The 11984-nt window shown below is 65.1% G+C and carries 16 protein-coding genes and 2 tRNA genes; 9 read left to right on the top strand and 9 right to left on the bottom strand.

Annotation, left to right across the window (positions count from 1 at the left end; all coding sequences use genetic code 11):
* Positions 1–133 precede the first annotated feature (133 nt).
* The 4 genes from QW881_RS17785 to QW881_RS17770 are packed head-to-tail and all read left to right on the top strand — an operon-like array spanning position 134 to position 3581.
* Positions 134–538, top strand: a complete 405-nt coding sequence (locus QW881_RS17785) for a translational machinery protein (RefSeq protein WP_315755529.1) — start codon at positions 134–136, stop codon at positions 536–538.
* A gap of 36 nt (positions 539–574) precedes the next feature.
* On the top strand, positions 575–1660 hold the full coding sequence (locus QW881_RS17780) for an efflux RND transporter periplasmic adaptor subunit (RefSeq protein WP_315755530.1): 1086 nt from the start codon (positions 575–577) through the stop codon (positions 1658–1660).
* Positions 1657–2892, top strand: coding sequence for an ABC transporter permease (locus tag QW881_RS17775; RefSeq protein ID WP_315755531.1), 1236 nt, complete (start codon positions 1657–1659; stop codon positions 2890–2892). Before QW881_RS17780 ends, QW881_RS17775 begins: the two co-directional genes overlap by 4 nt.
* Positions 2889–3581, top strand: coding sequence for an ABC transporter ATP-binding protein (locus QW881_RS17770; protein WP_315755532.1), 693 nt, complete (start codon positions 2889–2891; stop codon positions 3579–3581). Before QW881_RS17775 ends, QW881_RS17770 begins: the two co-directional genes overlap by 4 nt.
* A 316-nt stretch (positions 3582–3897) precedes the next feature.
* Here QW881_RS17770 and QW881_RS17765 read toward each other — a convergent pair.
* From QW881_RS17765 to QW881_RS17755, 3 genes are all read right to left on the bottom strand, one after another.
* Positions 3898–3974: transfer RNA gene (locus QW881_RS17765), tRNA-Pro, on the bottom strand.
* Between the two features lie 162 nt (positions 3975–4136).
* Positions 4137–4790: a cold-shock protein gene (locus QW881_RS17760; protein ID WP_315755533.1), complete on the bottom strand. Its 654-nt coding sequence runs from the start codon at positions 4788–4790 to the stop codon at positions 4137–4139.
* Positions 4791–4990: 200 nt separating this feature from the next.
* Complete coding sequence (locus QW881_RS17755; RefSeq protein WP_315737861.1) at positions 4991–5752, bottom strand: SIR2 family NAD-dependent protein deacylase; 762 nt, start codon at positions 5750–5752, stop codon at positions 4991–4993.
* Between the two features lie 373 nt (positions 5753–6125).
* Here QW881_RS17755 and QW881_RS17750 point away from each other — a divergent pair, with 373 nt between their 5' ends.
* Positions 6126–6290, top strand: a complete 165-nt coding sequence (locus QW881_RS17750) for a hypothetical protein (RefSeq protein WP_315755535.1) — start codon at positions 6126–6128, stop codon at positions 6288–6290.
* Positions 6291–6352: 62 nt separating this feature from the next.
* On the opposite strand, the gene QW881_RS17745 is transcribed toward QW881_RS17750, so the two are convergent.
* Positions 6353–6637, bottom strand: coding sequence for a hypothetical protein (locus QW881_RS17745; protein WP_315755536.1), 285 nt, complete (start codon positions 6635–6637; stop codon positions 6353–6355).
* A gap of 132 nt (positions 6638–6769) precedes the next feature.
* Here QW881_RS17745 and QW881_RS17740 point away from each other — a divergent pair, with 132 nt between their 5' ends.
* The gene (locus QW881_RS17740; RefSeq protein ID WP_315755537.1) at positions 6770–6895 is read left to right on the top strand and encodes a hypothetical protein; all 126 of its coding nucleotides are present in this window, start codon (positions 6770–6772) and stop codon (positions 6893–6895) included.
* A gap of 468 nt (positions 6896–7363) precedes the next feature.
* On the opposite strand, the gene QW881_RS17735 is transcribed toward QW881_RS17740, so the two are convergent.
* The gene (locus QW881_RS17735; RefSeq protein ID WP_172109121.1) at positions 7364–7666 is read right to left on the bottom strand and encodes an HU family DNA-binding protein; all 303 of its coding nucleotides are present in this window, start codon (positions 7664–7666) and stop codon (positions 7364–7366) included.
* 591 nt (positions 7667–8257) lie between these two features.
* Here QW881_RS17735 and QW881_RS17730 point away from each other — a divergent pair.
* Together QW881_RS17730 and QW881_RS17725 are read left to right on the top strand one after the other, a co-directional pair.
* A complete protein-coding gene (locus tag QW881_RS17730) occupies positions 8258–8710 on the top strand; it encodes a VOC family protein (protein ID WP_315755538.1) in 453 nt (150 codons plus the stop codon).
* 267 nt (positions 8711–8977) lie between these two features.
* Positions 8978–9619: a glutathione S-transferase family protein gene (locus tag QW881_RS17725; RefSeq protein ID WP_315755539.1), complete on the top strand. Its 642-nt coding sequence runs from the start codon at positions 8978–8980 to the stop codon at positions 9617–9619.
* 5 nt (positions 9620–9624) lie between these two features.
* Here QW881_RS17725 and QW881_RS17720 read toward each other — a convergent pair whose 3' ends face one another.
* The 4 genes from QW881_RS17720 to QW881_RS17705 form a co-directional block, all read right to left on the bottom strand.
* Positions 9625–9894, bottom strand: a complete 270-nt coding sequence (locus tag QW881_RS17720) for a porin (RefSeq protein ID WP_315755540.1) — start codon at positions 9892–9894, stop codon at positions 9625–9627.
* 43 nt (positions 9895–9937) lie between these two features.
* A complete protein-coding gene (locus QW881_RS17715; protein WP_315755541.1) occupies positions 9938–10195 on the bottom strand; it encodes a PilZ domain-containing protein in 258 nt (85 codons plus the stop codon).
* A 169-nt stretch (positions 10196–10364) separates the two neighbouring features.
* A tRNA-Glu gene (locus QW881_RS17710) sits at positions 10365–10439 on the bottom strand.
* Positions 10440–10653: 214 nt separating this feature from the next.
* On the bottom strand, positions 10654–10986 hold the full coding sequence (locus tag QW881_RS17705) for a Rieske 2Fe-2S domain-containing protein (RefSeq protein WP_315755542.1): 333 nt from the start codon (positions 10984–10986) through the stop codon (positions 10654–10656).
* A 200-nt stretch (positions 10987–11186) separates the two neighbouring features.
* On the opposite strand from QW881_RS17705, the gene QW881_RS17700 reads away from it, so the two are divergent.
* A complete protein-coding gene (locus QW881_RS17700) occupies positions 11187–11939 on the top strand; it encodes a hypothetical protein (RefSeq protein ID WP_315737853.1) in 753 nt (250 codons plus the stop codon).
* Positions 11940–11984 lie beyond the last annotated feature (45 nt).

Here is an 11984-nt window from a genome sequence, read left to right as displayed (position 1 = left end):
TTGACCTGCATCAAGCCGGCCACGATCGGGCTCGCTAAGGTTTGCATCACAAAGGGTGCCGCCTTCCGCGGCGCGCGTTCCCTGGCGAACGCACAAGGCCGCCACGCGGCGATTTGCTGACAAGGACCAGAACATGCCGACTCATTTCCATGCCGTCGTGTGGCTCGATCACAGCGAGGCCAAGGTGTTCCATATCGGACTGACCGGTGCCGACGAGCTGACGCTGCATCCACACCTGCAGACCAAGCATCTGCACCACAAGGCCAACGAGATCGGCAGCGGCCACGCGGCGCCCGACAAGAATTTCCTCGAGGAGGTCGCGCACGCGCTCGATGACGCCGGCGAGATCCTGATCATCGGTCCGGCCAGCGCCAAGACCGAGCTTGCCAAGTACCTGCACGACAAGCATCCTGCGGTCGGAAAGCGCATCGTCGGCGTCGAAGTTGCCGATCACCCGACCGATCGCCAGATCGTCGCCTATGCCAAACAGCACTTCAAGATGGCTCCGCCCCGCGTGGCGACTGGCACTGCGGGCTAAGTATAGCCTTTCTCCCGTCGCAGGGTCCGTTCCATCATGGACATGCTGACGCCGGACCAATCCAATGCCATTGCTGCCACGCCGGCCCTCGATCGCGGCCGGCGTCATTTTCCGTGGCGCGGCCTGTTCTCGATCACCCTGCTGTTCGGCGCACTGGCTGGGCTTGCCGCATGGTGGATGCGTGGACCGCTCATCGCGACCGCCCGCATCACTCGCGGCACGGCGGCCGAGATCGTCTATGCGACCGGCGCGGTGGAGCCGGTGACGTGGTCGCGGAGCACGCCGCTGGTCCGTGGCCGCATCGTCGAGCGCTGCCGCTGCGAGGGCAAGCCGGTCAAGGCCGGCGACGTGCTGGCGCGACTCGACGACAAGGAGGCGCTGGCCACCTTGAACGATCTGCGCGCACAGGAGGAATTCCGGCGCCTCGAATTCGAGCGGCAGACGCAGCTGCTGGCCCGCGGCGCGGCCACCTCGCAAGCGTACCAGCGCTCCGAAAGCGATCTCGCCCGCATCCGCGCCCAGATTGCGGCCCAGACCCAGCGCCTCGACTACTTCAAGCTGGTGGCGCCGATGGACGGCGTCGTCCTCAAGGAGGACGGCGAGGTCGGCGACATGGTCGATCCCGGCACCATCCTCTACCGCGTCGGCCTGGAGAAGCCGCTCTGGGTCGTCGCCGACGTCAACGAGGAGGACATCCCCCGTGTCCAGGTCGGCCAGAAGGCGCTGCTGCGCGCCGATGCGTTCGGCAACCAGGCGCTGCCCGGGACGGTGAAGCAGATCACGCCGGCGGGCGATCCCGTGGCCAAGACGTTCCGCGTGCGGATCGGCTTGCCCGACAACACGCCGCTGCGCGTCGGCATGAGCGTCGAGGCCAACATCGTCAGCCGCGAGACGGCCGACACGCTGCTCGCGCCGGCCAATGCCGTCGTCAACAACAGCCTCATGGTGATCGAAGGCGGCCGTGTGCACCGGCGCGCGGTGCGGATCGGCATCCGCGGCTCCGCGGCGGTCGAGATCCTCGACGGCGCACGCGAAGGCGAGCTGGTCGCGGCGCCCGCGACCGCCGACATCACGGACGGCGAGCGGATCCGCGTGATCGAGCCCGAGACGTCCGCGCCATGAGCCTCGTCCTGACCATCGCCTGGACCCATGTGCGCCATCGCGCCCGCCAGACGCTGGTCGCAATCGCCGGCGTGATGACTGGCGTGGCGTTTTCGGTGATGATGGCGGCGATGATGGAGGGCTCCCAGGACGACTTCATCCGCACGCTGGTCGACGCGCTGCCGCACATTTCGATCACCGACGAGCTGCGCCAGCCGACCCGCCAGCCGGCCGACCAGGTCTATGCGGCGGCCGAATTCCACCGGTTGACCCCGAATGTCCGCCGCCCCGGCATCAAGAACCCAATGGCCACCATTGCCTCGCTGCAGGGCTGGGTGCCGGGCGCGCTGACGGCGTCGGTGCAGTCCAAGGCCGTGCTGCGCTTCGCCGGCCGCAACCTGACGGTCGCGATCATCGGCAACGATCCGCGCACGGAGGGCCAAGTCTCGACGCTGCCGAGCCACATGCGGCAGGGCAATCTCAATTCGCTGTACCGGTCCTCGCACGCGATCCTGCTCGGCGACCGGCTCGCGGCCAAGATCGGCGCGCGGGTGAACTCCAACATCACGCTCGCCTCGGCCCAGGGCATCAGCATGAACGCGACCGTCGTCGGCACCTTCCATTCCGGCTTCCGCGGCACCGACGAGACCACCGGCTACGTGCTGCTGCGCACCGCGCAGATCCTGGAGCGCCAGACCGGGATCATCAACGAGATCCGCGTCCGCACCAACGATCCGATGCAGGCGCGCCTGATCAGCGAGCGCATCGGCGAGCAGACCGGCTACAAGGCGGTCTCCTGGCAGGAGGCGCAGGAGGATCTGCTGGCGGCGATCACGCTGCGCAACGTGCTGATGTACACCATCGTCGGCGCCATCCTGCTGGTCGCGAGCTTCGGCACCTACAACATCATCTCGACCATCACCCACGAGAAGACCCGCGACATCGCCATCCTCAAGTCGCTCGGCTTCCGCGACCGCACGGTCCGCGCCATCTTCATCGTCGAGGCGCTGTTCATCGGCCTCACCGGTGCCGCCCTCGGCTGGGCATTCGGATACCTGCTTACCCGCGGGCTCGCCTCGCTCGAGTTCAAGACGCCGTTTTCCGACTACAATCATCTGCCCGTGCTGTATTCGCTGAAGCACTATCTGCTGGCGGGCGCGGTCGCGCTGATCTCCAGCGCCGTCGCCGGCTACTTTCCGGCCCGCGCCGCGGCGCGGTTGCATCCGGTCGACATCATCCGGGGCGCGACGTGAGCCCGCCCCTGATCGAGGCGCGGCAAGTGACGAAGGTGCTGCCCGGCGAGGTGCCGGTGACTCTGGTCGCCGACATCGATCTCGTGATCCATCCGCGCGAGCTCATCGCCATCACCGGACCGTCGGGCTCGGGAAAATCCTCCCTGCTCTATCTGCTTGGCCTGCTCGACCTGCCGAGCCAGGGGGACGTGCTGATCGACGGCCGCTCGACGACGGGCATGAACGAGGATGAGCGCGCCGAGGTGCGGCTGTCGCGGCTCGGCTTCGTCTTCCAGTTTCATTTCCTACTGCCGGAATTCTCGATCACCGAGAACGTCGCGCTGCCGATGCGCGCGCTGGCCCGGCTGTCGCCGCGCGCCGTCACCCAGCGCGCCGAGGAGCTGCTGGCGTCGCTCGGCCTCACCGATCATCTGCGCAAGACGCCGGACAAATTGTCCGGCGGCCAGCGTCAGCGCGTAGCGGTGGCGCGCGCGCTCGCCAACGATCCGCCGGTGATCCTCGCCGATGAGCCGACCGGCAGCCTCGACACCGCAGCGACCGCGCAGGTGTTCGGCATCCTGCGCGATCTCGTCACGCTGCGCGGCAAGACCGTCGTCGCGGTCACGCACGATCTCAACCTCGCGGCGCAGATGCACCGGCGCGTGCACATCATCGACGGCCGGCTGGCGCAGGACGAGCTGGCGCGCTGATCCGCCCGCCGCGACCTCGGCACGGCCGACGCGCGAACGGCCTCCTGCGCCTGATTTGATCTAGCGCAAAGACGCGAGATTTCGATTCAGAGGATGCTGACGATCAGCGGATGTTCCTTCCCCGGATTCACCCGCACACTTCGGATGCTCCCGGGTTTTGCCGCTGCGGGAGCATCCGAATTTTTTTATCGGTCCAGCCGCGCTCGCGGTCGCTCGGCCGATTGAGCGCTGGCGGCCTGGCCGAAATCTTTCTCGCTATCGTGAGTATCGCGCCAGCTATCGGGCCTCACCTGAGAAAGCTGCGCCGCTGCGGAGATGGTCGGGGCAGCTGGATTCGAACCAACGACCTGCAGTACCCAAAACTGCCGCGCTACCAGGCTGCGCTATACCCCGATGTTCTCAAGGACCATTGTCCTGGAGGACCCGTCACTACACGGTCGCGGCCTCCGCAGCAAGACCGCGGCCCGGTCCGTGAAGCGGAGCCGACATGAAAACGGCCCCAGGAAGCGCCGTTCCAGGGGGCCGTCAAATACCGTGGTCGCAGGAAGCATCCGCTCAGTGCGAGGACAATGCCGGCGAGCCCGTCTCGGGGTGGATCTCGGCCGCCATCATGCCCTTGGAGCCGGGCCCGTAGCGGACCAGCACCCATTGACCGGGGCGCAGCTCGGTCATGCCGTAGCGGCGCAGGGTCTCCATGTGGACGAAAATGTCCGGGCTCCCTTCCCCGCAGGTCACGAAGCCGAAGCCGCGCAGCCGGTTGAACCACTTGACCTGGGCTCGCTCCAGCCCGCTGGTCGGCGTCACCGTCACATGGGTGCGCGGCGGCAGCATCTGCGCCGGATGGATCGCCGTCGACTCGTCCATCGAGACGATGCGGAACGCCTGGTAGCCCTTGGAGCGCTGCACGCACTCCACCACCAGGCGAGCACCTTCATAGGCGGTCTGGTAGCCGTCGCGCCTGAGCACCGTGACGTGCAGCAGCACGTCCGGCCAGCCATTGTCGGGAACGATGAAACCGTATCCCTTCGAGGCGTCGAACCACTTGATGACACCGCTGATTTCGACGAGGTTCTCGCCAAGACCGGTCATCGCATCGATTGCCGAGTCGCGCGCGACGCCGGTTTGATATTCCGCCCCGAGCCGGGTTGGTGTCGATACACCAACGACCGGCGCCCCAAGCTTCTTGGACTCAAATCCGTCCGACCCCATAACCCCGGACCTCACATATGAATTGTGAGCCGCCACCCCTGCAACGGCGCCCTCATACACGTGCTCACCACCTATACCCACGATGAGTCACGCGAATCTCTCGAATCAAAGATAACATTCCCTCGTGCCGCGCATAGATAAAAATCGGTTTCAGTGAGGCATATGAACAGAGATGCCGACAAAAATGCATCAATTTCCGTTCAATTACGGACGAACGATCCGAGTACTTCGCCGATGTCGTGGTGGATAACAAGGTCTGCAACGTCGTCCTGATCGGTCGGTTCCCGGTTGATGATCACGAGTTGCGCGCCAGCCCGCTTTGCCATCAATGGAAAGCCCGCGGCCGGCCACACAACCAGCGATGAGCCGATCGCGACGAACAGATCGCAGTGCTGCGCGAGTTCGGTGGCACGCTGCATTTCATGCTCGGGCATCGACTGACCAAAGGATACCGTCGCCGTCTTCACCGGCTCCGCGCAATCGGGACAATCCGGCGCGGCACCGTCGGCCTCGAAGCGCTCGCGCACCCAGTTGAGCTCATAGCGCTGCCCGCATCCGATGCATCGCGCGTAGGTGGTGTTGCCGTGCAGTTCGATGACGTGATCCGGGGCGAAACCGGAGTCCTGGTGCAGGTTGTCGATGTTCTGAGTGATGACGGCCGGAATTTTCCCCGCACGGTAGAGCGACGAAAGCGCCAGGTGGCCGCGGCCGGGCCGCGCCGCGGCAAACGTCTCCTGCATCGCGAAGCGCCGCCGCCAAGCCTCGTCCCGCGCCTCCTGGCTGGCGACGAATTCGTCGAAATGGATCGGTCGGTTGCGCGTCCATAGACCGCCGGGAGAACGGAAATCCGGAATGCCCGTCTCGGTCGATAGTCCAGCGCCGGTGAAGGGCACGATCACGCGCGCCGCAGCGATCATGTCTCCCAGGCGATTCACCCCGTCGTGCAGATCGGATGCAATCATCAGCGGCTGCCCCGAACCATGAGACCTCGCATCATCATTGTCCTCCCTTCATAGCACGGCAAGCTGGCTCCCGCCTCCAAGCGTGTCCGGCCCGGCTGCGTCGTCGTGCCACTCCGTATCCACCGGAACCGGCCGTGAACGACGCGGCTACAAGCAAAACGAGTCGGATTGTTCCGTGTCTACCTGAAGACGTTGGCGCTGCTCGCCTCCCGCGGTCTGTCCCCGGCAAAACGCGCGGGCCGCCTGCAGCCGGGCCGTGCGTCCGCAATCACGCCTCAATCGGACATCCACATCGCGCCAGCGATTCGCCAGGAAGTTTGTCACGCGTCTCACGGCGAGACTCGCCGGATAGCAACCGGAGCAGAGAGGATCCGTGAGGCAGAACGAGACGCAGGACGACCGCCGCGCGAGGGAGCGCGCCGACATCACCGCAAGGATTGCACGGTTCAAGTCGACCCAGGAGAAGTTCGCGCGCGAACGCGAGGAATATGCCCGCTCGGCGTGGAAGAAGGCGCAGCGCGGCGAGGCCGCGGAATAGCAGGGATGAAACGAGAGCCCGGAGGCTTTCGCCATCCGGGCTCTCCTTCTCACGGCTGACGTCTACCAGTGATGACGCCAGTGGTGGTAGCGATGATAGTACGGTCCGCCGTAATAGGCATACGGGCCGGGCGCGTAGACGTAACGCGGGCCGTCGTCATAGTAGCCGTAGCCCGGACCATAGTAATAGGGATGCGACGCCGCGATCGCGCCGGCGGTCAGCGCGCCCGCCGCGAGGCCGAATGCGAGACCCGGACCAAGACCGCGCGCCTGTGCCGGCGCGGGCGCCGCCAATGCGGTGACGGCGACGGCACCTGCGGTCGCCAGAACTGCCAATGCCTTTCTCATGATCGATGTCCTCCAATTCCGATGCGTCCAAACAACGCAGATGCGGGGGAATAGGTTGCAGGCTGGTCGCCCCCGCGCGCGGCGGGAACGGTAACGGTAGTCATGCGTTTACCCCTCTAGGGGGAGTCCGCGATGGCATCCTGGCTGGAACTTCTATTCAACATCATCGGCTATGGCGGCTTCGTCGCGCTTGCGTTCCTTCATCCCGGGACCGAGGCGGCCGGTACGGAAGACGGAGCGGACCTGGACCGCGACTGACGCCGAGCCGCGCGGCGATCACGCCAGAGGCTCATCCACAATCGATCCAACGCCTGTCCACAGCTCCTAGCCTGTGTCTTTTGGCTCCCGGATCAACGGCTTGCTGCGCAATATCCACCAGCTTGTCCCCAGCGCGCGCGACGACGCTGCCCGCTCGGGCGGAGGCCGCACGGGCCAGTCAATCTTCCCGGAAAAACCCTTGAACCTTCCTGCGGCACGCCGAGACAGATCAGTACTGGGGATTTCAGGGCCCAGTGTTCGAGGGTGGCGCCACGCGACGAAGATATTCCGTCGCGCTGGCGCTGCTGTCGTTTTCCGCTCTCCCCGCGCGAGACTTCGCGATCCGCGCCGGCGGCGCTTCCGCGAACGCAACACTCAGGCCGCGCTGCAGCCTACACATTCCGCAACGAAAGAGGCCCCCTTCTCAGGGGGCCTCTGACGTGATCACGACCGTGGCTGACGGTCAGATCAGGCAACCGCGTCCTTGGCGGCCTTGACCGGGCGCGCGCGCACGATCTTGCGGGCCGGCTTGGCCTTGAACATCATCTCTTCGCCGGTGAAGGGGTTGGTGCCCTTGCGCGCCTTCACGGCGGGTTTCTTGACGACGACGAACTTGGCGAAGCCCGGCACCAGGAACACGCCGTTCTTCTTCAGCTCCTTGTGGCCGACGTCGGTGAGCGTCTCCATAACGTTCTTGACGTCGCGCTTGGACAGCTCGGTCGAGGTCGCAATCTTCTCGATCAGCTGCGACTTGGAAAGTTGGGTAGCCATCGTATCTCCTTGTGATTGGTACCGGTGAATGACGTGACGACTGCGCGGCTATCAGCGCATTGCTGCGCAGACTGGTCGGGGCTTTCTGGCTGCATTGCACAGCCGGGACTTCAGTCGTCTGGTGGCGTATCACCCCGCGATTTTTCGGGATTCTCCTGCATTTCAAGGGGCCCCGAAGCACCCACAGCGGCGCCAAAATTCCAACGGAGCGCGCAGAAGTCAAGCTGCGATGGCGATCGAACGGAGCATGCGATTCATTTTCCCCTATATTTCCAGGCATTTTCGATGGTCCTGCGTGATTTTGGCCTCACATTGCAGGCGAAACACGCTGAAATCCCTGCATGCGGTCGCATCGCGCCCGTTCATCCCTGCCCCGAATCACTGCCAAAACAGCGATTCGCTGGCATACGGAGAGGCTCTCGCAACACCGCGCAGCCCCGTCGAATGCGTCGCCGCGCGCACTGCACATCCGCGCGAGCCGGCATCGCCGCAGCATCAGGCTCGATACACGGGCGAACGAATTACTGCTATGGATCGGCGTCCGCAGGCGGCCGTTGAGCATCCGCTTCGAGTTCAGGGAGAGAAGAAACGATGCGTTATCTCCACACCATGCTGCGCGTGCGCAATCTCGACGCCGCGCTCAAATTCTATTCCGATGCGCTCGGCCTCAAGGAGGTGCGCCGGATCGAAAACGACAAGGGTCGCTTCACACTGGTGTTTCTCTGCGCACCCGAAGATGAACACCTGCTGAAGAGCCTGCCGCCGACGCGCGGCGCCCCGCTGGTCGAGCTCACCTACAATTGGGACGAGGAGAGCTATGGCGAGGACCGCTTCTTCGGCCATCTCGCCTATGAGGTCGACGACATCTACGCCACCTGCGACCGGCTGATGAAGCTCGGCATTACCATCAACCGGCCGCCGCGCGACGGCAACATGGCCTTCATCCGCTCGCCCGATCTGCACTCGATCGAGCTGTTGCAGAAGGGCGAGCCGAAGGCGCCGGCCGAGCCCTGGCTGTCGATGCCGAACACCGGACATTGGTGAGCCGTTCGCACTCGTCCACCTGCCGGAACATCGAGGCCATCCTCGCGTTGTCGCTCCGATTGATGGAGAGGATTCGAGGAGGCCGAGATGGGTCGAGGAATTCTACTGTGGTTGTTGGGCGTGCCGATTCCGGTGATCATTCTGCTGTGGCTGTTCTTCGGCCACTGATCGCCGCGAACGACGCGTTCGACGGAAAAGCCCCGCTTCGAGCGGGGCTTTTTGCGTAACATGCGCTAGCAATGCCGCTCGCCCAGACAGGAGCCGGACGTGTCCGCCGACAACAGACTGACGATCTGGGGCCGCCCCAATTCGGTGAACGTGCAGAAGGTGCTGTGGTGTCTCGCCGAGCTCGATGTCGCTTATGACCGTATCGACGCGGGCATGCAGTTCGGCCGCAACAACGAAGCGGACTATCTCGCGATGAATCCGAACGGCCGCATCCCGACGCTGGTCGAGCGTGATTTCGTGCTGTGGGAGAGCAACGCAATCATGCGCTATCTCTGCCTCGCCCATGGCGATGGCACGCCGCTTTATCCAACGACGCCGCGGCACCGCGCCGCAGTGGAGCGCTGGCTGGACTGGACGCTGTCGACGGTGCAGCCGATCGAGCGTCCGCTGTTCTGGGGTTTGGTGCGAACGCCGCCGGAGCAGCGCGACATGGCCGCATTGCAGAAGGCGGCCGACGACGCCGCGGCGATGTGGCGCATCCTCGACACACATCTGGCCACGCGCAGCCATGTCGAGGCCGAGCGCTTCACGCTCGCCGACATCGCGCTCGGCGCCTATGCACGGCGCTGGTTCGGAGTCGAAGGTGTCGTCAAGCCGGAGCTGCCGAGTCTCGCGCGCTGGTACGGGCAGATCGCGCGACGCCCGGCCTTCATCCGCCACATTGCGCCGCCGCTGTCGTGAGCACCTCAGCGGCTGGTCGAGGTGCCCATCTCGACACGCAGGGCGCCGCCGATCTTCACGCAGGTATCGGTTCCCTCGACGCGCACGAAGTTGGCACCGTAGGACGCGCAGGGATTGTTGCTGGCGGCGCCTGAACGGGGTGCAGCCTTGTTGGGTCCAGCCGCCTTCGGCGCGGGAAGCGATGGCGCAAGAAGCGATGATCCCGGCGAGCCGGCGGCTGCCACGGTCACGGCGGCCAGCGCCGTGATGGCGCCCAGGATGAGAGATCGACACATGCCGCTTGTTAGCGCGTCTGCCGCAGGGAAGCGACAGCGACGCCTAATTGCCGATGAACTTGACGCCGACCGAGGCGCCGCGGCGCCACACCACCTGGCACTGCCGGCCGGTTCTTGCGTCGCGCGCGAAGGCGAGCCGGATGGTCGCCGGCAGCGCCGCCGCGTCCTGCAGGGTCAGCTTGGCGCCGGCGCTGGAAATGTCCTGAACCAGGCAATGGCGAACGGCGAACCCGCCCTCCAGCGTGATCCACGCCGGCTGCTTCATCGATTTGCGGGCTTCCCGCTTCTTGGGCGCGGCCATCATCCTGCTCCTGCTTCGCCCGCTGCAGTACGGCAAGGACCCTAATGGACGGTTGACCGGACCACGTACTCGCCTGCGGTGCATGAGCGCAGACCTCACGCCGACCGCATCTCGACACGGACCGTGGATTTCAAGATCGGGGGGATGGGTAAGGAAAGCCGGCGCGGAGTGGCGCTCCCTAGCGGAATCGAACCGCTCTCTCCACCGTGAAAGGGTGGCGTCCTAACCGATAGACGAAGGGAGCAATACGCACGATGCCAGAGGGCACGAGGTCCCGGTGCCATCGCCGCTTGCACGTTTCGGTAAAACCTTCAGCAAATCAGCCGCTTGAGGCGATGATCTGCGAGGTCGGCTGAACCACCGACGGTGATTCCGTGCCGCGCGCCGAACGTATAGAGGCGTTTCGCCGGCCGGGCAAGCCACCCCTTGGCGGTCTTTCCGCGCTCCTCCAGCCATGCTCAACGCGCCGCAAACAGCGGGGAGATGCCGTCCGTGTCGATGTAGACCACGCCCTCCTCGACCTTGACCGGATATTGCGCCAGCGCGCTCTCCGGCGGGTGGAGCGGCGTACCGGTGAAAGCATCCCACGTCCAATTGTGCATGGGGCAACTGAGCACGCGGCCGTCGAAGCCGGCCTCCTCCATCGGCGCCGCCGTGTGCGGGCAGACGCCCTGGAACGCCTTGAGCTCGCCATTTTCGGGCCAGGCAAGGATGATGAGCTGGGCGTCGGCGATGACGAGGCGCATGCCGCCTTCGTCGATGGTGTCGGCCTTGCAGACGCGGGTGAACATTCGCTGGCCTCATGCTCCATTGCGACCATCGCAATCGAAAGACCACGAGCAAAACTCGTTCCGCGGACCGCGCTGTGCCCCGCGAGCCCGACAAGACCGTGGCACCCTTCTTGCTGCCCTTCCCGGCATCTCTCGTCGAACGAGCCGACGTGTCGCAAAGGCGACAGACCGCTCGGCGGCGAGTTGCGGCGGAGTGCGACATGACCGACATGACCGAGCTGAGAACACGCAAGGAGCCGCTCAATCTCGCCATCGTGCATGTCGATCCCGACGCCTTCATCGCCAACCTCATGGGCTGGCTCGAGATCACCGCCTTCATCAAGGCGCAGCGCGCCGGCGAGGCCACGGTGCCTGCAGACGGCAAGACACCCGCATTGTCGGCGGCGCAATTGCAGAACGGCGGCGTTCACGAGGTCGGCAACGACGCGCTGTTCGCCTTCGCGATGACGGCGTCGCTGAAGGGCGACAAGGCCGCGGTCGACAAGGTCGAGACCGCCTTGCTCGACGGCATGGGCAAGGATTTTCCCGGCTCGTTCGCGCTGTGGCACTTCCGCGCCACGATCGATGCGCCGACCACGCTCGACGATTTCGTCGGCCAGGCCGGCAAGAAGATGCTGACGGGCGATCTGCCGCCACCGCCACTGCGCGCCAAGGAATATTGGAGCGCCGGACTGCGCTTCTTCGAGAAGGCGCGCAAGTCGAACTTCGTCCACGAGATCATGTATCCGCTGGCGAAATGGACGCGGGCGCGCTGGACCGAGACGGCGGAGAAAGGCGTCGCCTTTCTGCATCACATCGAGGACAACGTCCCGGTGCTGCGCGAGGTGCTGGAGGAGCCGCGAAACGACCAGGCGTTCATCGCCAATGTCCTGCTGAGGCTCGCGCCCGCGGTCGATATGGAATTGAATGAGGAATATCAGGGGTTCCTGCGCTCGCTGGCGCGGCGCAACTGACGCAAGGGTGCGGTGTCAATTCCAGCTGACCCGCCCACGCAAAAA

Origin of the sequence: Bradyrhizobium sp. SZCCHNS3016 (assembly GCF_032484535.1) — a bacterium.
Lineage (GTDB): Bacteria > Pseudomonadota > Alphaproteobacteria > Rhizobiales > Xanthobacteraceae > Bradyrhizobium.
This window is presented reverse-complemented; position numbering and strand designations above follow the sequence as displayed.

Excerpts from the sequence above, each read along its gene's own strand:
- QW881_RS17780 (WP_315755530.1), top strand. The coding sequence starts at position 575 with ATGGACATGCTGACGCCGGACCAATCCAATGCCATTGCTGCCACGCCG.
- QW881_RS17705 (WP_315755542.1), bottom strand. The coding sequence starts at position 10,986 with ATGTTCACCCGCGTCTGCAAGGCCGACACCATCGACGAAGGCGGCATG.
- QW881_RS17735 (WP_172109121.1), bottom strand. The coding sequence starts at position 7,666 with ATGGCTACCCAACTTTCCAAGTCGCAGCTGATCGAGAAGATTGCGACC.
- QW881_RS17715 (WP_315755541.1), bottom strand. The coding sequence starts at position 10,195 with ATGGCCGCGCCCAAGAAGCGGGAAGCCCGCAAATCGATGAAGCAGCCG.
- QW881_RS17745 (WP_315755536.1), bottom strand. The coding sequence starts at position 6,637 with ATGAGAAAGGCATTGGCAGTTCTGGCGACCGCAGGTGCCGTCGCCGTC.
- QW881_RS17730 (WP_315755538.1), top strand. The coding sequence starts at position 8,258 with ATGCGTTATCTCCACACCATGCTGCGCGTGCGCAATCTCGACGCCGCG.
- QW881_RS17700 (WP_315737853.1), top strand. The coding sequence starts at position 11,187 with ATGACCGACATGACCGAGCTGAGAACACGCAAGGAGCCGCTCAATCTC.
- QW881_RS17755 (WP_315737861.1), bottom strand. The coding sequence starts at position 5,752 with ATGATTGCATCCGATCTGCACGACGGGGTGAATCGCCTGGGAGACATG.
- QW881_RS17760 (WP_315755533.1), bottom strand. The coding sequence starts at position 4,790 with ATGGGGTCGGACGGATTTGAGTCCAAGAAGCTTGGGGCGCCGGTCGTT.
- QW881_RS17720 (WP_315755540.1), bottom strand. The coding sequence starts at position 9,894 with ATGTGTCGATCTCTCATCCTGGGCGCCATCACGGCGCTGGCCGCCGTG.
- QW881_RS17740 (WP_315755537.1), top strand. The coding sequence starts at position 6,770 with ATGGCATCCTGGCTGGAACTTCTATTCAACATCATCGGCTATGGCGGC.
- QW881_RS17775 (WP_315755531.1), top strand. The coding sequence starts at position 1,657 with ATGAGCCTCGTCCTGACCATCGCCTGGACCCATGTGCGCCATCGCGCC.
- QW881_RS17785 (WP_315755529.1), top strand. The coding sequence starts at position 134 with ATGCCGACTCATTTCCATGCCGTCGTGTGGCTCGATCACAGCGAGGCC.